At 68.8% G+C, this 17938-nt stretch carries 14 protein-coding genes; 5 read left to right on the forward strand and 9 right to left on the reverse strand.

The features are described 5' to 3' along the window. Positions 1-70: 70 nt before the first annotated feature. Entirely contained in the window at positions 71-2554 is a 2484-nt protein-coding gene (locus tag B1991_RS08300; protein WP_136258253.1) for a TonB-dependent receptor plug domain-containing protein, read from the reverse strand. 254 nt (positions 2555-2808) lie between these two features. Further along, on the reverse strand, positions 2809-3711 hold the full coding sequence (locus tag B1991_RS08305) for a LysR family transcriptional regulator (protein WP_136258254.1): 903 nt from the start codon (positions 3709-3711) through the stop codon (positions 2809-2811). Between the two features lie 203 nt (positions 3712-3914). On the opposite strand from B1991_RS08305, the gene dgcN reads away from it, so the two are divergent. The 5 genes from dgcN (at position 3915) to B1991_RS08330 (ending at position 9859) form a co-directional block, all read left to right on the forward strand. After that, positions 3915-4958 (forward strand): N-acetyltransferase DgcN, encoded by a 1044-nt coding sequence (dgcN, locus tag B1991_RS08310; protein WP_136258255.1) that lies wholly within the window; start codon positions 3915-3917, stop codon positions 4956-4958. Beyond that, complete coding sequence (gene dgcA, locus B1991_RS08315; RefSeq protein ID WP_136258256.1) at positions 4943-5929, forward strand: N-acetyl-D-Glu racemase DgcA; 987 nt, start codon at positions 4943-4945, stop codon at positions 5927-5929. Before dgcN ends, dgcA begins: the two co-directional genes overlap by 16 nt. Positions 5930-6034: 105 nt before the next feature. Continuing rightward, a complete protein-coding gene (gene ggt / locus B1991_RS08320; RefSeq protein WP_136258257.1) occupies positions 6035-7837 on the forward strand; it encodes a gamma-glutamyltransferase in 1803 nt (600 codons plus the stop codon). A gap of 114 nt (positions 7838-7951) precedes the next feature. Beyond that, positions 7952-9172, forward strand: a complete 1221-nt coding sequence (locus B1991_RS08325) for a helix-turn-helix domain-containing protein (RefSeq protein ID WP_136258258.1) — start codon at positions 7952-7954, stop codon at positions 9170-9172. A 36-nt stretch (positions 9173-9208) separates the two neighbouring features. Then, on the forward strand, positions 9209-9859 hold the full coding sequence (locus B1991_RS08330; RefSeq protein WP_136258259.1) for an NHL repeat-containing protein: 651 nt from the start codon (positions 9209-9211) through the stop codon (positions 9857-9859). 41 nt (positions 9860-9900) lie between these two features. On the opposite strand, the gene B1991_RS08335 is transcribed toward B1991_RS08330, so the two are convergent. From B1991_RS08335 to B1991_RS08365, 7 genes are all read right to left on the reverse strand, one after another. Next, on the reverse strand, positions 9901-11037 hold the full coding sequence (locus tag B1991_RS08335) for an NAD(P)/FAD-dependent oxidoreductase (RefSeq protein WP_425466662.1): 1137 nt from the start codon (positions 11035-11037) through the stop codon (positions 9901-9903). Positions 11038-11163: 126 nt separating this feature from the next. Beyond that, positions 11164-12402: a dicarboxylate/amino acid:cation symporter gene (locus tag B1991_RS08340; protein ID WP_136258261.1), complete on the reverse strand. Its 1239-nt coding sequence runs from the start codon at positions 12400-12402 to the stop codon at positions 11164-11166. After that, positions 12399-13175, reverse strand: coding sequence for a L,D-transpeptidase family protein (locus B1991_RS08345; RefSeq protein ID WP_136258262.1), 777 nt, complete (start codon positions 13173-13175; stop codon positions 12399-12401). Before B1991_RS08345 ends, B1991_RS08340 begins: the two co-directional genes overlap by 4 nt. 141 nt (positions 13176-13316) lie before the next feature. Further along, on the reverse strand, positions 13317-14174 hold the full coding sequence (locus tag B1991_RS08350; protein ID WP_136258263.1) for a MurR/RpiR family transcriptional regulator: 858 nt from the start codon (positions 14172-14174) through the stop codon (positions 13317-13319). After that, positions 14174-15271 carry a dipeptide epimerase gene (locus B1991_RS08355; RefSeq protein WP_136258264.1) on the reverse strand — a complete coding sequence of 366 codons (1098 nt, stop codon included), beginning with the start codon at positions 15269-15271 and terminating at the stop codon, positions 14174-14176. The genes B1991_RS08350 and B1991_RS08355 overlap by 1 nt, the downstream gene beginning before the upstream one ends. A gap of 52 nt (positions 15272-15323) precedes the next feature. Further along, entirely contained in the window at positions 15324-16727 is a 1404-nt protein-coding gene (locus B1991_RS08360; protein ID WP_136258265.1) for a C40 family peptidase, read from the reverse strand. Between the two features lie 25 nt (positions 16728-16752). Then, a complete protein-coding gene (locus B1991_RS08365; RefSeq protein WP_136258266.1) occupies positions 16753-17904 on the reverse strand; it encodes a DUF819 family protein in 1152 nt (383 codons plus the stop codon). Positions 17905-17938: the final 34 nt, after the last annotated feature.

The following is a 17938-nucleotide window of genomic DNA, read 5'->3' on the forward strand; positions in this document are numbered from 1 at the left end:
CCGCGGCCACGGCCGTCGCCATGCGACGTGGTCGACGCTGGGCGGCAAGCAGCCGCCCGGCGCACGGTCATCACCAGCGATACGCGACCTTGCCGTACACGTAGGCGCCCTGGGCACCGAACGGCGAGCTGCTCGGGTACGGGAAGATCCCGTGGAAGTTGCTGCTGTCGGGGGCCTTCTGCGGATAGGTGTCGAACACGTTGTCCGAACCCAGGGTGAAAGTCCAGCGATCGTGGTAGTAGTTGGCGGCCAGGTTGAAGATCCACCGGGACGGGTAGACGTCGTCGTAGATGTAGCTGGTCGAACTGTACTCGGTGACCCCGCCGTAACGCACCGCGGTGCCGGTGAAGCCCCAGTGGCCGGTCTTCCAGGTGTTGGTCCAGATGAACTTGGAGCGCGGCATCTGGTCGGCCAGCAGACCCTTGGCCTGGCTGCGCGTGATGCGCTGGAAGCCGACGTCGCCCAGCGCGTCGAGCACCGCGGGATTGGGCAGCACCTTGGTCACCCTGTTCTTGTGGTACGACCAGTTGACCGTGGTCTGGAACGAGCCGCCGTCGGCAAGCTCCTTGATGTAGTTGGTGACCACGCCGATGCCCTTGATGCGCATCTCGGCCGCGTTGGTGAAGTAGGCCAGCGCCACGTACTCGGAATTGACCACGCCGTTGGCAGCCAGGTAGTCCTTGACCGACTGGGTCACCAGCGACATCGAGCTCGACATCAGGATGCGGTTCTTCAGCCGGATGTCGTACAGGTCCACCGTGGTGGTGAAGGCGCGCGTGGGCGCCCACACCGCGCCCACGGTGATGCTGCGGGTGGTCTCCGGCTTCAGCGGCTCGCTGCCCAGCAGCTGCGCGGTCTTGTTGTCCGGCGGCACCAGGCCGCGCAGGTAGATGCCCTCGGGCAGGCCCAGCGAGTTGCCGGCGGGGTAGGACACCGAAGTGGTCACCGAGGCATGCTGCTGGCCCAGGCCCGGCGCGCGGAAACCGGTGGAATAGGTGCCGCGCAGGGCGAAGCCGTGGTCGAAGTCGTAGCGACCCGACAGCGCGTAGGACAGGTTGGTGCCGAAGTCGGAGTAGTCCTCGTGGCGCGCCGCGATCGAGGTGCTCAAGCGGTCGGTGATGTTGCCTTCCAGTTGCGCGTACTCGGCCACCGAATGCCGCGTGCTGTTGCTGGCGTCCTCCGGGCCCCAGCCGGCAAAGCCCTGTGCGCCGCCGGTGACGCCCGAGGTGCCCACGTAGTACGAGGCGAGGTCGCCGGCCACGATCTTGTATCCCTGGTGCAGGTACTGCGCGCCGAAGCCCAGGTGCCAGTAATCATTGAGCGACTTGCCCATCGAGAAATCGAGGGTGGCCTGCGAGGCGGTCAGCGTGCCGTCGTGGATGTCGGTCGGGGTGTAGCCGAAGTCGTTCCAGAAGGCGAAGTTGACCGTGTTGAAGGTGCCGTAGGACACGCGGTTGGCGCCCCAGGTGGCCGCGGTGTCCCAGTCCCAGCCCGACTCCGTCTCGCCGCGCACGCCCGTCACGAAGGACTTGTCGCGCGACACGCCATGCTCGACCGGGTTGAAGCCGTCGCCGTCCGGGAACAGGTACTGCATCAGGTCGTTCTTCGGCTCCGGCGCATTGGTGCCGTAGCGGTAGAACGCCATCGGCTCGGCCATCAGCCGGCCGTAGTGGCCGTAGCCGTACAGATGCACCTTCGGCGTGAAGTCGTACTGCCAGTTGAGGAAGGTGTTGTAGTTGTTGGAATTGGGGATGCCGACCTGGAACTTCCGACCCAGCTCGGTGAAGCCGGGGCGGTTGTCCAGCCCGGCGCGGTTGGTCGGGTCCTGCTTGCCGACCTGCGCGGAAAGCCGCATCCAGCCCTTGTCGCCCAGCGCGAAGCCGAGGTTGCTCTGCAGCCGGGAACTCGCGCCATCACCGGCCGAGTACTTGCCGTAGTCGCCCTGCACCTCGCCGCCCTCGGCGCCCTTTTTCAGGATGATGTTGATGACGCCGGCCAGCGCGTCGGAGCCGTACTGCGCCGAGGCGCCGTCGCGCAGCACCTCGATATGGTCGATGGCACCGACCGGGATGGTGTTGATGTTGACGCCCTGCGAGCCCTGGCCGACCTGGCCGAGGGTGAGCATCAGCGCGCTGGAGTGCCAGCGCTTGCCGTCGACCAGGATCAGCACCTGGTCGCTGTTGAGGCCGCGCATCTGGAACGGCCGCACGAAGGCGAACGTGTCCGACATCGAGGCCAGAGGGAAATTCAGCGAGGGCACGGCGAGGTCCAGCGCGTTGCCCAGGCTCACCGCGCCGGAGTCGTTGAGCACCTGCGCGGGGATCACGTCCACCGGCACCAGCGAACTGGATTGCGTGCGATCGCTGGTGCGCGTGCCGGTCACGATCACCTGCGACAGGTTGACGGCATCCTTCTTCTGCTTCTGCTGGCTGGTCGGCGGCGCGTCCGCCGGCGCGGCCGGCGCGGCCTCCTGCGCGGCGGCGGTGCCGGCCAGCACCAGCGCCACCGACACGGACAACAGCCTGGGAATGATTCGGCCGAGACGCTCGTTCATCAGAGACCCCCAACGTTAGGATGGCACCGGAACGCCCCTGCCCCGGCGACTGCGTGGTCCACTTCGGTCAAGCGATGCATCCGGGCGTTTCCGCACCGGCAAGGCGTTGGCGATGTCCCCGAGAACAAGCGTATCCAGGCCGGGCCTGAAGGCACGCTCCGCAACGTCGGGTCGAGCATAGTCACAAGCCGGCGCCAGCCACCAATGAAAAGACCGGCACCTGGCATAACCGAAGGTTGTGGCTGCGCACCCGGTCAGCCCGGCTCGAGCACCTGCCGGGCCAGCTTGCGCACCAGCTCGATGAAGTGTTTCTGCACGGGGTTCAGCTGGCTGTCCAGGCGGTAGACCGCGTACAGCACCACGTCCAGCTCCAGCGCGAGCGGCCGCGTCTGCACCACGCCGCCGTCGCCCTGCGAGGCGGTGAAGGGGTCGACCAGCGCCAGCCCCGCACCTTGCGCCACCAGCGCGCAGGCGAGTTGATAGGTCTGCACCCACACCGAGATCTGCGGCGGCGGATCGACGTGCATCAGGTGGCTTTGCAGCAGGCTGCCGAGCGCATCCTGCACGGCGATGCCGATCATCGGCTCGCCGGCCAGCGCCGCCACCGGCAACGGCTGCGCCAGCTCCGCGGGCGACCAGCGGCCCGGCGGCGCGATCACCATCACGCGACCCTGGCACAGCGGCTCCTGGCGCAGCTCGGGGTGGCTGGCGTCCTGCAGGGTGAGGCCGATGTCGGTTTCGCGCAGGGTCAGCGACTCGCACATCTCGGCCGAGTGCCGCGTGGACAGCTCCGCGGTCGCCGCCGGCAACGCCTTGCGCAGCAAGGTGGTCGCGTCCGGCACCAGCGACTGCGCCAGGGTGGGCGTGCAGGTCACCCGCAGCGGTTCGCTCTCGGGCCGCGCGAAGTTCGCGGTGAGCCGCTCCAGGTCGTGCAGGTCGCGGATGATCTTCTCCACGCGCGGGCGCAGCAGCAGCGCCTGCTCGGTGGGATGCAGCCGCCCGCGCACGCGGTGGAACAGGGTGAAGCCGAGCTGGTGCTCGGCCTGCTGCAGCGCCTTGCTGGCCGCCGGCTGCGAGATGTTCAACAGGTTCGCCGCGCCGGTCAGGCTGTTGGTGGTCATCACGGCATGGAACAGTTCGATGTAGCGAAGACGCATGTCGAGAAGTCATCCTGTGGTCCGCGGCGGCGCCTTCGAAGTGCAGCACAGCCGGTGCCGCCGGGCAACTGCCGCCGGCCGGTTTCCACAACCCGCAGTTATGCCAGGTGTCGGTCTTTTCATTGGTGCCGCGCGGTGGCCGATCACTATGCTCGACGCCGTGTCGTGACGGGCTACCGGATGCCCGCGGGAGTACACGCACCATGTCCGATCCAAGCAACGCCGCCGAGCCCGGTCACTGGGGCCCGCCCTACCTGCTGTACCTCGGCAGCGCCGCCGACGACCTGGCGATCAAGACCGCCCGGGGCCTGGCGTACTGGCGCCCGGACTGGTGCGTGGGCCAGCTGCGGCGCCACGATTGCAAGCCGACGCTGGGCCTGCCCGAGATGAGCATCGGCGAAGCCCGCAACGCGGGCGCCAACACCATGGTGATCGGTGCCGCCAACGCCGGCGGCGTGATGTCGCCGGAGATCGTGGCCGACGCCATCGCCGCGCTGGAAGCCGGCCTCCACGTGGCGGCGGGCCTGCACCAGAAACTGCGCGAGAACCCCGACATCGTCGCCGCCGCGCGACGCCACGGCCGCGTGCTGTTCGACGCCCGCGATCCGATGCCGGGCCTTCCCGTCGGCAACGGGCGTCCGCGCGCCGGCCGGCGCCTGCTCACCGTGGGCACGGATTGCTCGGTCGGCAAGATGTACACCACCCTGGCGATCGAACGCGCCATGCGCAAACGCGGGCTCGCCGCCGATTTCCGTGCGACCGGGCAAACCGGCATTCTCGTCGCCGGCTCCGGCATCCCGATCGACGCGGTGGTCGCCGACTTCATCGCCGGCGCGGCCGAAAAGATTTCACCCGCGCGGCTCGACGGCGGCTGGGACCTGATCGAGGGCCAGGGCTCGCTGTTCCATCCCTCCTACGCCGGCGTGTCGCTGGGCCTGCTGCACGGCTCGCAACCCGATGCCCTGGTGCTTTGCCACGAACCCACCCGCCGGCACATGCGCGGCCTGCCCGACTACCCGCTGCCCGAACTCAAGCGCTGCCTGCAGGCCAACCTGGCCGCCGCGCAGCTGACCAACCCCACCGTGAAAGCGGTCGGCGTGGCACTCAATACCTCCGGCCTGGCCGAAGCCGACGCCGTGGTCGCCTGCCGCCGGATCAGCGAGCTGCTCGAATTGCCCTGCGAGGACCCGGTGACGATGGGCGTCGAAGCGATCGTGGACAACCTGCTCGCATGCTGCGCCAACTGACCATCGAGGAGCGCCGCTTCCCGCTGGCCGCGCCGTTCCGCATCTCGCGCGGGGTCAAGCACAACGCCGACGTGGTCACCGTCGCCATGCGCCAAGGCGACAAGTGCGGGCGCGGCGAAGGGGTGCCCTACGCACGCTACGGCGAATCCGCCGCGTCGGTGATCGAGCAGATGGAGCAGCTGCGCCCGCAACTCGCCGCCGGCATGGGCCGCGACGAACTGCTGGCGCGCTTGCCCGCCGGCGCGGCGCGCAATGCGCTGGACGCGGCGCTGTGGGACCTCGAATCGCAACTGAGCGGCGTGCCGGTGTGGCAGCGCCTGGCGCGCCCGCAACGCGCCGCGCTGGTCACCGCACTGACCATCGGCATCGACACGCCCGAACGCATGGGCGCGGCCGCCGCGCGCATCGCCGGCGCCGGGCTGATCAAGATCAAGGTCGATGCCGACGATCCGGCCGCACGAATCGACGCCGTGCGCCGCGCCGCACCGCATGACCGGCTCATCGTCGACCCCAACGAGAGCTGGACCATCGAGTTGCTGCGCGAGATGCAGCAACCGCTGGCGCGCGCCGGCGTCGACCTGCTGGAACAACCGTTGCCGGCCAACGCCGACGATGCGCTGCTGGATTATTCCGGCAGCATCCCGATCTGCGCGGACGAAGCCTGCCACGAGACACGCGACCTGCCGCGCATGCGCGGGCGCTACCAGGCGATCAACATCAAGCTCGACAAGACCGGCGGCCTGACCGAGGCCTGGCACCTGCTGCGCGCCGCGCGCCGCGAGGGCTTCAAGGTGATGGTCGGCTGCATGGTGTGCTCGTCGCTGGGTATCGCGCCGGCGCTGGAACTGGCGCGCGAAGCGGCCTTCGTCGACCTGGATGGCCCGTTCTGGCTGCAGCACGACCATCCCGACGGCGTGCAGTTGCAGGGCGGCTCGCTGCTGCCGCCATCGTCCGGTTTCTGGGGTGGCTGAAAGCCGCCGCCAGCAGCGCCGGTCATGCCGACGGCCCGTCTTTTCATTGGTGGCCGGCCCGCGCCGGCGACTATGCTCGATCCGATAACCGTGGAGGGTGAACCCATGTCCGATCGCAACACCGCGCGCGCCGATGTCCGCCAAGCCCACCGCGTGCGCACCGCGCGCTGGCGGCAAACCGTCCTGGCGCTGGCACTGGCCGCGTCCGGCGCGTTGGTCTGGGCGCAGGACGTCAACCCCGATTCGACCGGCCGCGAGCCGGTCATCACCCGCGTCGCGCTGGAGAAGGCCAAGCCTGTAACGGCGAAACACGCCATGGTGGTCAGCGCGCAGCACCTGGCCACGATGGTGGGTGTGGACATCCTCAAGCGCGGCGGCAACGCGGTGGACGCCGCCGTGGCGGTAGGGTTTGCGGAAGCGGTGGTGCATCCGTGCTGCGGCAACATCGGCGGCGGCGGGTTCATGACCATCCACCTCAAGGATGGCCGCAACCTGTTCCTCAACTTCCGCGAAAAGGCGCCGCTGAAGGCCACGCCGAACATGTTCCAGGATGCCGACGGCAACGTGGTCGAGGGGCGCAGCACCGACAGCTATCTCGGGGTGGGCGTGCCGGGCACGGTGATGGGTTTCGACACCGCGCTGAAGGCCTACGGCACGATGTCGCTGAAGCAGGTTATCGCGCCGGCGATCAAGCTGGCGCGCGAGGGCTACATCCTCAAGCAGGGTGACGTCGACAGCCTCGAATCGCGCACCGAGGATTTCGCCAGGCACGCCAACGTGGCGGCGATCTTCCTCAATGATGGCAAGCCGTTCAAGGTCGGCGAACGACTGGTGCAGAAGGACCTGGCCAACACCCTGGAATTGATCGCCGACAAAGGCATCGACGCGTTCTACAAGGGCCCCATCGCCGAGGCCGTGGTCAAGGCCAGCGACGCCAATGGCGGCATCCTGTCGATGCGCGATTTTGCCGGCTATACCGCGCAGTGGGAAAAGCCGATCCAGTGCAAGTACCGCGGCTACGCCGTCATCTCGGCACCCCCGCCGAGTTCAGGCGGCACCACGCTGTGCCTGATCCTGCAGATCATCGAGCCCTATCCGCTGGCCAAGTGGGGCTACGGTTCGGTCAACAGCGTGCACTACATCGTCGAGGCCGAACGCCGCGCCTTTGCCGACCGCAACACCTACCTGGGCGACCCGGCCTTCGTGCACAACCCGATCGACGAGCTGCTCTCGGCCGAACACGCGGCCAGTCTGCGCGCCACCATCAAGCCGGACCGGGCCACGCCGTCGTCCGAGATCAAGGGCAGCCTCGGCGCGCCCGAAGGCAACCACACCACGCATTACTCGGTGGTCGACAAGGACGGCAACGCCGTCGCCGTCACCTACACCGTCAACTTCCTGTTCGGCAACAAGCAGATCGCCGGCAACACCGGCTTCTTCCTCAACGACGAGATGGACGACTTCACCTCCAAGCCCGGCGTGGCCAACGGTGCCGGCCTGGTCCAGGGCGTGATCAACCAGGTCGAACCGGGCAAGCGTCCGCTGAGCTCGATGACGCCGACGATCGTGCTGCGCAAGGGCAAGCCGTTCATGCTCACCGGCAGCCCCGGCAGCGCCACCATCATCTCCTCCACGCTGGCCAGCATCATCAACGTGGTCGACTTCGGCATGAACATGCAGCAGGCCGTCAACGCGCCGCGCCTGCACCAGCAGTGGTACCCGGACGTGGTCTACGCCGGCCAGGGGTTGCTCACGCCCGAGTCGCAGAAATCCCTGGAAGCGATGGGCTACACCTTCCAGCAGTTCAGCGGCGGCGCGGTCGAGGCGATCCTGATCAATCCGAAAACCGGTCTGCTGGAAGGCGCCAACGATCCGCGTCGTCCCGCGGGGCTCGCTGCCGGGTACTGAAATCCGCGAGGCCGTCCGGGTGGGCGGCCTGCGCTAGATTAGGCAGCCGGACCACGAAGGCGGGAATGAACACGTGGCGCGACTGCCCGAACCGGCCGCGACGAGGCCGCCGCGATGGATGCGCTGATCACCGCCGCCGCACAGGCGCTGGCGGCGGGCGACCCGCTCGGTGCGATGACGCGGGTCGCCCTGCGCGAAGATGCGCCGGCGCTGGCGCTGCGCGGACTGGCGATGGCCCAGCTCGGCGATTTCCCGCGCGCAACGCTGCTGCTGCGGCGCGCGGCGCGTGCGTTCGGTCCGCGCGAGGCGACGGCGCGCGCCCGCTGCGTGGTGGCCGAGGCCGAGATCGCGCTGGCCTCGCGCGAGCTGGAGGGATCGACCCGGAAGCTCGACGCCGCGCGCGCCACGCTCGACGCGCACGGCGACCACGCCAACGCGGCGCACGCGCGCTACCTCGGCATCCGCCGCCTGCTCCTGCTCGGGCGACTCGACGAAACCGAACGGGCGCTGGCCGCGGCGACCGGCGCGCCGCTTCCGCCGGCTCTGCTGGCGGTGCACGAACTGGTCGTGGCGGGCGTGGCGATGCGGCGCCTGCGTGCCGCGGCGGCACATGCTGCGCTGGAGCGCGCCGCCCGCGCGGCGCAGCAAACCGGCATCCCCGCGCTGATGGCGGAGGTGGACGCCGCCACGCACACGCTGCACGCACCCGCCGCGCGTTGGCTGGCCAGTGGCGAGGAACGCCTGCTGCCGCTGCGCGACGTCGAAGCCCTGCTGGCCTCGGACACCTTCGTCGTCGATGCCTGCCGCCATGCCGTGCGGCAGCGTGGCAAGACGGTCCCGCTGGCCAGTCGTCCGGTGTTGTTCGCGCTGATGCGGCAACTGGCCGAGGCGTGGCCGCATGACGTGCCGCGCGATGTGCTGGTCGCCCGCGCGTTCCGCGCCAGGCACGCCGACGAGTCGTATCGCGCACGGTTGCGGGTGGAACTCGGGCGCCTGCGCCGCGCACTCGGTGAACTGGCCGAGGTACGCGCCACCGGGCGCGGCTTCGCCCTGCTGCCGCGCCGCGCTGACCGGGTCGGCGTGCTGGCGTGGCCGGTCGAGTCCGCGCACGCGGCGGTGCTGGCCCTGCTCGGCGACGGCGAATCGTGGTCCAGTTCGGCACTGGCGCTCGCACTGGGACGCAGCCAGCGCAGCGTGCAGCGGGCACTCGAAACGCTGGCGGCGGCCGGCAGCGCGCAGTGTTCCGGGCAGGGTCGCGCACGCCGCTGGATGACGCCGCTGGCGCCGGGATTCGCGACGACCTTGTTACTCCCGGCCCCGCTGTCGTTTGACTAGCATGGCCCGCGTCTTCCCAACCCGAGGAGTGCGGACATGAAACGAGCAAACGCCGAGATCACCGCCGAATACGGCCCCTACCCCGGCGTCGACGGCGTGCATGGCGTCACCTGCGATGGCGAACACGTGTGGTTCGCCTCCGGCACGCGACTGAATGCCTGCGACCCGGCCGGAGGCAACGTGCTGCGCAGCATCGACATCGCCGCGCATGCCGGCACCGCGTTCGACGGTCGCCACCTGTTCCAGATCGTCGAAGACGGCATCTGCAAGATCGACCCCGCGACCGGCCAGGTGCTGGCCACCATTCCCGCCCCGGGCGACAGCAACTCGGGCCTGGCGTGGGCCGAGGGCACGCTGTGGGTGGGCCAGTATCGCGGGCGCAAGATCCACCAGATCGATCCGGCAACCGGCGCGATCCTGCGCACGATCGAATCCGACCGCTTCGTCACCGGCGTCACCTGGGTCGATGGCGAGTGCTGGCACGGCACCTGGGAAAACGACGAGAGCGCCTTGCGGCGGATCGATCCGGTCACCGGCCAAGTGCTGGAGCAGCTCGACATGCCGCCCGGCGTCGGGGTGTCGGGGCTCGCCGCCGAAGACGGCGAGGCGTTGTTCTATTGCGGTGGCGGCCACAGCGGCAAGTTGCGCGCGGTGAAGCGCCCGCGAGGCGTCGCGGCGGCCGGCTGACGCTGGATTCCAGCTGTCGCTGGAATGACGAGCAGAAGGTTTCAGCGCCGCAGCCGCGCCGGGCTCAACATCTCCATCGACAGTCCGGCATCGACCAGGCGCTGCGGCAACGGCCGGCCCAGCGCCAGGTTGGCGCAGGTTTCACCCATCGCGGCGCTGGTCTGGATGCCGTAGCCGCCTTGCGCGGCGACCCAGAAGAAACCCGGCGCATCGGGCGCGAAGCCGCCGACCAGGTCGCCGTCGGCGACGAACGAACGCAGGCCGGCCCAGCTGCGCCGGGGCCGGCGGATTGTCATCGTGGTGGCTTCCTCGATGCGGTGGATGCCCAATGCGATGTCGTATTCCTCCGGCTGCACGTCGTGCGGTTCGACCGGGTCGGCGTTCGCGCACGAGCCCAGCAGCAGGCCCGCGTCGGGCTTGAAGTAGAAGGACTCGTCGACGGTGTTGACGAAGGGCCAGTGCGCGGTGTCGAGTTGCTCCGGCGGATCGAACACGAAGGCGGAACGCCGCTTCGGCACGATGCCGATCGGCGCCACGCCGGCCAGCGCGGCCACCCGATCGACCCAGGCGCCGGCGGCGTTGAGCAGCAGCGGCGCGCTGAACGCCCGCTCGCCGTCGTCCACCTGCCAGCCGCCCGCGCCACGGCTGATCGCGCGGATGTCGACGTTGAGCCGCAACTGCCCGCCGCGCTCGCGCAGGCCGCGCAGGAAGCCCTGGTGCAGTTCGTTGACGTCGATGTCGGCCGCGCCGGGCTCGTGCAGGCCGATGTGTGCGAAGGCCGGTCGCAACACCGGCACGGCGGCCTGCACGCGCGCCGCATCGTGCAGTTCGATGTCGCGCGTGAACGGCATGATCGCCTCGTACAGCGCACGCACCTGGTCGGCCTGCGCGGCATTGCCGATCAGCGTCGCGCCACGCGGTGCGAGGATCGGCTGCGCCGAGAAGCCTGCCGGCGGCGCGGCCAGGAACGGCCGCGTCGCGCGGGTCAGCGCACGCACCTGCGGCGAGCCGTAGATCTCGCTGAACAGCGCCGCCGAGCGCCCGGTCGAATGCATGCCGGCGAACGACTCGCGCTCCAGCACCAGCACCCGGGCATGCGGTGCGAGGAAATAGGCGACCGATGCGCCGGCCATGCCGGCGCCAATCACGATCACATCGGTTTCGATAACATCCATCATCAACTCTGCCGTTGCAGGAGCCCGCTCGCGGGCGATGCCTTTGAACCGGGATTCGGGATTCGGGATTCGGGATTCGGGATTCGGGATTCGCAAAAGCATCGCCCGCGAGCGGGCTCCTGCGATCCCCTATCCCCCGACCTCCCGTGATTGCCGGTTGACCACGCTGGTGGCGGTGAGGTCGGCAGTGACGTTGCCCAGCGTGGCCAGTGCGTCGGGCACGGTATCCACCGCCAGCATCAGGCCCAGCGGGGACAGCGGCAGGCCCATCGCCTGCGCCACCGGCAGGTTGGTGGCGACGAAGGTGACCTGGCCCGGCAGGCCCACCGAACCCAGGCTGACCACCACCGCCAGCAGCGCGCCGGCCAGCAGCTGCGCGGTGGAGAGATCCACGCCATAGGCCCACGCAATGAACGCCGCCGAGGTCAGGTACTGCACCGGGCTGGTCAGCCGGAACAGGCTCACCGCCATCGGCAGCACCAGCGCGGCGACCTGCTTCGGATAACCGAGCCGGCGGTCGGCGCTTTCCAGCATCGCCGGCAGCGAGGCCAGCGAGGATTGCGTGCTGATCGCCACCGCCTGCGCCGGCACCAGCGCCGGCACGAAGCGGCGCAGCTTCTCGCCGCCGAACACCAGCGCCACCGGCAGCATCATCGCGGTGACGGCGAGGTATAGCAGGCATTCGGTCAGCACGTACACGCCCAGCGCGCTGAGCATGCCCAGGCCCGAGCGCGCGCACACCGACAAAATCAGCGCGAACACGCCCAGCGGCGCCACCCACAGCACCCAGCGCACGATCACGATCATCGCGTCGGCGATCGCCTGGAAAAACTCCACCAGCATCGCGCGCCGCGCCGGCGCGATGCGGGTCAGCGCGAAGCCGAGGAACAGCGCGAACACCACCAGCGGCAGCATCGCACTCTGCGCCGCGGCCATGATCGCGTTGCTGGGCACGATCGCGACCAGCGTGTCGACCCAGTCCACCGCGCCGACCTGCGCCGCGGCCGGCACGCTGGCGTGATCGAGCGCGGCGACCAGTGCGGGGTTGTGCGGAAACAGCGAGAACACCAGCGGCGCCGCCAGCGCGGCGAACAGTGCGCCGCCGGTGAGGATCACGATGAACACCACGATCGCGCGGCGTGCGATGCGGCCCGAGGCCGCCGCATCGGTGGCGGTGTTGACGCCCACCACCACCAGCGCCAGCACCAGCGGCACCACCGTCATCTGCAGCGCGTTCAGCCACAGCTTGCCGATCGGATGCACCGCGTTGGCCACTTGCAGCGCCACACCCTCGTTCCAACCGGCCAGCAGCAGGCCGATCACCGCGCCGGCGGCCAGGCCGGTGAGTACGCGTGCGGTGGGACTCATCGCGCGCCGTCCGCGTCGAGGCCGGGCAACTGCCACGTGTTGCGCAGGCGCTCGTACTCGGCCTGCGGCAGCAGCACGAACACCGGGTGATCCTGCGGCTTGAGCCAGGCCAGCAGCGACTGCATCACCGCCGGCGTCATCGCGGTGCAGCCGGCCGTGGCGTCGGTGGGCGACTTCCACAGGTGGGCGAAGATGCAGCTGCCGCCTTCGGGTGCCGCCTGCGCGTTGTGCTCGATGACGAAGCCCAGCCGGTAACGCTGGTCGCCATCGGCATGCAGGTCGCGGCGCATCGGCTCGCTGGAACCTTTCACGGCCTCGGCACCCACGACGTTCGCATCGACGATCCGGTTGTAGTGCGGCGAACCGCTGACATCCATGCACCAGTCGCTGGCGCCGAGCGCGCGATACGGCAGCGCGGTGGCCGCATGCGCGGCATAACCGAACGCCGTGCCGATGCGGAACACGCCGGCCGGGCTGCGGTTGTCGCCTTCCCGCTTGACCGGCCCACCGGTCTGCGCCGGGCTCAGCCCCATGCCCCAGCCGGCACCGTTCTTGCCGATGGTGACCGGCGTGGCGGAGCGCACCTGGCGCCAGCTTTCGCCGTCGCGCTCGAACGCGCGCAAGGTGCCGTGGTCGACCTGCCAGTCGGCGATGGTGACCACGATCATCTGGCGGGCGTTCCGCCACGATGCGTCCGCGGCGCCGGCGTGCGCGACGCCGGCAAGCACGACGGCGAATGTCAGCAGAGCAAGAGTGTGGCGGCGAACAGTCATCGGTTTCTCCATCCGGCAAACCATCGTCATCTCGTCAATTTGTAGGAGCCCGCTCGCGGGCGACGCATTTTTGCCGGGATTCGTGGGGAGAGCATCGCCCGCGAGCGGGCTCCTGCGATTCCCTATTCCCTATTCCCGTCCTCATGGCTCCAGCATCTGCTGGATCCGGTCGAGGTTGCCCAGCAGCAGGGCGCGACGGTCGTCGTGGCCTTCGCACAGCTGCACGAACACGCCGTCGAGCAGGTGTTGCAGCGCGGACTGGTACAGCAGCGGCTGGATGTAGGGCAGCTCGTCATGGGCGGACACCACCAGCGCAATGTCGGCCAGCGTGCGCAGCGGGTTGGCGGTGTGCCGCGTCACCGTGATCAGCTGGCCGCGGCGCTCGCGGAAATAGCGGGCGATCTTGCACAGCGCCGGATGGTTGCCGTGCTCGGAGAACATCAGCAGCACGTCGCCGGCGCCGGCGGCGGAGACGTTGGCGGTCATCCGCGCCGTGTCGAAGTTGTGCACGGTGAGGATGCCCAGCAGCGACAGCCGCAGCGCGAAATTGCGCGCATAGATGTCGTCCTCGCCCAGGCCGATGATGAACACCTTGCCGGCGCGGCCGGCCTGGCCGATCGCGTCGGCCACCGCGTCGAGCATCTCCGGCGGGTTGATCAGGCGGGTGGCTTCCTCCGCCTCGGACTTGCGCCGCCACAGGTTGCCGGCGAAGGCGCCCGTGCCGGCGTTGCCGGCGGTCGACTCGACCTGCAGGGTGTCGCCGTTGTCGGCGCGGGCGATCGCCTCGCCCACGGAATACTTGAGGTCGGGATAGCCCTTGAAGCCGAGCTTCTGGGTGAACTTGACCACGCTGGACTGGCTGATCCCCAGCGCATTGGCCAGTTGCTGCGAGGAGTAGTCGCGCAGCAGGTGCGCGTTCTCCAGCACGAAATCGGCGATGCGCCGCTCCACCGCGGACATCTGGTCGCGTTCCGAACGGATTTTGACCAGCGGCGACATCAGTCCTCGATCCTCTCCAGGCCGCGAATTTCGCGAATGCCCAGGCCGGGCGCATCCGTCACCGAGATCTCCGATTCGTTGAAGATTACCCCACCGTCGACCGGGTTGAACTGGCACAGCGAGGGGCCGTCCAGGTCGATCTTGGTGATCGCGTTGGACTTGGCCACCGCCACGTGCACCGCGGCCGCCACGCTGATCGAGGTTTCCAGCATGCAGCCGATCATGCACTCGATGCCGTGCATGCCGGCGATGTCGGCGATGCGGATCGCGTTGGAGATGCCGCCGGTCTTCATCAGCTTGATGTTGATGATGTCGGCCGCGCGCAGGCGGATCAGCTCGATCACCTCCATCGGGCCGAACACGCTCTCGTCGGCCATCACCGGCGTGTGCACGCGCTCGGTGACGTAGCGCATGCCGGCCAGGTCGTTCGCCTTCACCGGCTGCTCGATCAGCTCGAGCTTGATGCCGGCCTCCTCCAGCGTCTGCAGCGCATACACCGCCTGCTTCGCCGTCCAGCCCTGGTTGGCGTCCAGGCGCAGCAGCGCGCGCCCTTCCACCGCGGCGTAGATCGCCTTGACCCGCTCGATGTCGACGCCGATGTCCTTGCCGACCTTGATCTTCAGCGACTCGAAACCGCGCTCCACCGCGGAAACCGAATCGGCCACCATCTTGTCGATGTAGTCGACGCTGATGGTGATGTCGGTGGTGATCACCGGATCGCCGCCGCCGAGCAACTTGTACAGCGGCGCGCCGTAGAGCTGGCCCCACAGGTCGTACACCGCGATCTCCACCGCCGCCTTGGCGCTGGTGTTCTTCTCCATCGAGGACTGGATCAGCTGGGTGATCTGGTTGAGGTTGGCGATCTCCTGGCCGATCAGCCTTGGGGAAATGTAGTGACGGATCGCGTCGATGATCGAGCCGTGGGTGTCGCCGGTGATCACCGCGGTGGCGGGCGCCTCGCCGTAGCCGATCTGGCCCGAGTCGGTGTGCATCATCACCACGATGTCGTCCACCGTGTTGACCGTGCGCAGCGCGGTCTTGAACGGGGTCTTCAGCGGGACCCGCAGCATGCCGAACTGGATGTCGGTGATTTTCATGGAAAGGCCTTCATGGAATCCGTGTCCTGTTTTTTTCTTGGCGTCGGCGCGTTCAATGGCGAATGCGCACGATGCTGGTCATGCGCTCGACATAGCTCTGCTGGTCGTTGTAGAGCAGCGGCAGCAGCGGGGTCACCGACACCGCGTTGAGCTTGATCCGCGCCTTGCTGCCGTCGGCCTTGCGATAGCTCATGCCGCCCGTGTCGTGGATCACGTACGGCTGGCCATGCAGATGGCCGATCACCATCATCACGTGACCGGGGATGTAGACCAGGTCGCCGACCTCCAGCGCCTGCGCGGCCTTGAGGCGTTCTTCGCGGCTGTCCTTCGCGGTGAACGCGCGATGCTCCAGCGCCGGGCTGATCGCCTGCCTGCTGGTGTTGCGCGGCATCTGCACGCCCATGCTGCGATAGACGTCGGAGACAAAGCCCGAGCAGTCGCGGCCATCGTAGGCGTGGCCCCAGCCGTAGCGCTCGCCGAGGAACTTGAACGCCTGGCGGATGAGGTTGGCGCGGGTCAGCGGCAGGTAGTCCGCCGCGGTATCAGTGTTCTTCTGCAGCAGCGCAGGACTGAAGGCAAGCGAACCATCCGCCTTGCGCACGGGCAGATCGAGCACGTACGCGGCATACGGCGTCTGGCCGTTCACCGGCTGATCCGGCGGCAAATCCGTCGCCAGCGGCACCCGGGTGCCCATGTCCAGCTGCAGTTGCGAGACGGCCGGCACCTCGCGGGTGAACACGGTGCGTGCGACCGCGCCGGTGATCACCCGGTACGGCGTCTTGTCGACGTAACCGAACACCTGCGTCGCACTGCCTTCGGCCACATTGTCCTTTTCCGTCCACGCCGCATAGCGCGGGCTGACCACGAACAGCCACTGGCCATCGGCGCTCGAGTGCACGATCGCCACCGGCGTGCCGGGGAATTCGGCGGTCTCCTGGAAGCGGTCGATGTCGGTGTCGCCCTCTTCATGGAACACGCGCAACGTGGTGGGGAACGTGCGCAGCGCAGCGCGGCGCACCACCAGGCCGTAGCGCGTCTTCTGCCGTGCGGGAATCGCGCCCAGCGCGAGGTTGGCGACCACCGCGTCGAGCGTGGCCGCGGGTACCGGTTTGCCCCCGACGTCGAACAGCGGCCGATCCGGCCGTTGCGACAAGCCCTCGATCCAGCCTTCGACGCGGGCGCGATCCAGCGTCGAAGGCAGCGCGCGCAAGTCGTGCATCGACGGGTCGATCTGCAGCAGCTTCGCGTTCTGCGCCGCGATCGCCGCGCGATCCAGCACCGGTGCATCAGGCTGCGCCAGCCGATCGACCCAGAACTGCGGGGTCAGCTGCGCCTCGCCCACGCCGAGCACGCCGGAGGGCGGCACGACCAGCGCCTCGTCGGCGCCGCGAGCCTGCGACGGCGCCGCGGCGAGCAGGGGCGCAAGCAGGAGGGTGGCAAGCAGGGGAAATCGCATCATCGTGTCCTGTCGCAAGAACGCATCACGGAAGGGCCAGCTGCTTGAGGATCGACGACACCACCAGGCCGAAACCCGTGCCGAGGATGTAGCCGAGCAAGGCCAGCAGGATACCCACCGGTACCAGCGCAGCCGAATAGCTGGCCGCCAGGATCGGCGTGGCGGCCACGCCGCCAATATGCGCCAGCGAGGAGATGCCGCACAGGTAGAGGTCGAAGCGGAAAAGTTTCGCGAAGCCGATCAGCAGCAGCGCGTGGATCGCGATGACGGTGACGCCGCAGAGCAGGTACAGCGGCGCCGCGCCGATGCCGTGGAAGTTGCTCTGCGAGGCCAGCACCGCCACCACGCTGATCAGCAGGGCGCCGGAGATCGTGCTGGCGCCCGGGTAACGCGCCAGCGGCGTATGCGCCACCACCAGTCCCGCGCCGGTGGCCAGCAGGATGGTCCAGGTGGTCGCGCTGAGCATGCTGGAGGTCGGCAGTTTCGCCGCCGCCCAACCGGCCAGCGCGGCGGCCAGCAAGGCCATGCCCAGCCACAGCAGCACGCTGTCCGGCGTGGACGGGCCGGTCTGCTTCGCCTCCGCCAACGGGAGGTCGCCGCTCGACTTGGCCCGGGTCCAGCGATTGAACGCCGGCGCCAGGCGCGCCACCGAGAACAGCACCACCACCCACATCGAATAGCACAGCGCATCGGTCAGCAGCGACATCGCCAGCAGCTGGTCGGACATGTCGATCGCCTGTTTCACCGCGATCATGTTGGCGGTGCCGCCGACCCAGCTGCCGGACAACGCGGCCAGCGGCTGCCACTGGTCGCCCGGCAGCCAGTGCCGGTAGATCAGGAACGCGCCGATGAAGGCCACGAACAGGCTCACCGAGGTGCAGGCGAACACCGCCAGCACGCGCGGCCCCAGCCGCCAGATCGCGCGCAGGTCGCAGTTGATCATCAGCAGGAACAGCAGCGCCGGCACCAGGTGCGAGACCAGCATCGACTGCGCCGCGTGGATCTCGTCATTGACCTGCCACAACCCCGACACGGCCAGCGCGGTGACCAGCAGATAGGTCAGCACGATCGGCGGCAGCACCGAAAAGACCTTCCAGCCGTAGCGGCGCTCGATCGCCGGAAACAGCCCGGCGGCCAGCAACATCACCGCCAGGTAGGGCCAGACCGTCTGGATCACATGCGTCCCCTCGTGGTTCGTCCGCAGCGTATGC

The sequence above is a fragment of the Rhodanobacter lindaniclasticus genome, assembly GCF_004799035.1.
GTDB classification, from domain to species: Bacteria; Pseudomonadota; Gammaproteobacteria; order Xanthomonadales; family Rhodanobacteraceae; genus Rhodanobacter; species Rhodanobacter lindaniclasticus.

Bases quoted from the DNA above. Each gene is read 5' to 3' on its own strand.
- B1991_RS08300 (WP_136258253.1), bottom strand. From the start codon at position 2,554: ATGAACGAGCGTCTCGGCCGAATCATTCCCAGGCTGTTGTCCGTGTCG.
- B1991_RS08305 (WP_136258254.1), bottom strand. From the start codon at position 3,711: ATGCGTCTTCGCTACATCGAACTGTTCCATGCCGTGATGACCACCAAC.
- dgcN (WP_136258255.1), top strand. From the start codon at position 3,915: ATGTCCGATCCAAGCAACGCCGCCGAGCCCGGTCACTGGGGCCCGCCC.
- dgcA (WP_136258256.1), top strand. From the start codon at position 4,943: ATGCTGCGCCAACTGACCATCGAGGAGCGCCGCTTCCCGCTGGCCGCG.
- ggt (WP_136258257.1), top strand. From the start codon at position 6,035: ATGTCCGATCGCAACACCGCGCGCGCCGATGTCCGCCAAGCCCACCGC.
- B1991_RS08325 (WP_136258258.1), top strand. From the start codon at position 7,952: ATGGATGCGCTGATCACCGCCGCCGCACAGGCGCTGGCGGCGGGCGAC.
- B1991_RS08330 (WP_136258259.1), top strand. From the start codon at position 9,209: ATGAAACGAGCAAACGCCGAGATCACCGCCGAATACGGCCCCTACCCC.
- B1991_RS08335 (WP_425466662.1), bottom strand. From the start codon at position 11,037: ATGATGGATGTTATCGAAACCGATGTGATCGTGATTGGCGCCGGCATG.
- B1991_RS08340 (WP_136258261.1), bottom strand. From the start codon at position 12,402: ATGAGTCCCACCGCACGCGTACTCACCGGCCTGGCCGCCGGCGCGGTG.
- B1991_RS08345 (WP_136258262.1), bottom strand. From the start codon at position 13,175: ATGACTGTTCGCCGCCACACTCTTGCTCTGCTGACATTCGCCGTCGTG.
- B1991_RS08350 (WP_136258263.1), bottom strand. From the start codon at position 14,174: ATGTCGCCGCTGGTCAAAATCCGTTCGGAACGCGACCAGATGTCCGCG.
- B1991_RS08355 (WP_136258264.1), bottom strand. From the start codon at position 15,271: ATGAAAATCACCGACATCCAGTTCGGCATGCTGCGGGTCCCGCTGAAG.
- B1991_RS08360 (WP_136258265.1), bottom strand. From the start codon at position 16,727: ATGCGATTTCCCCTGCTTGCCACCCTCCTGCTTGCGCCCCTGCTCGCC.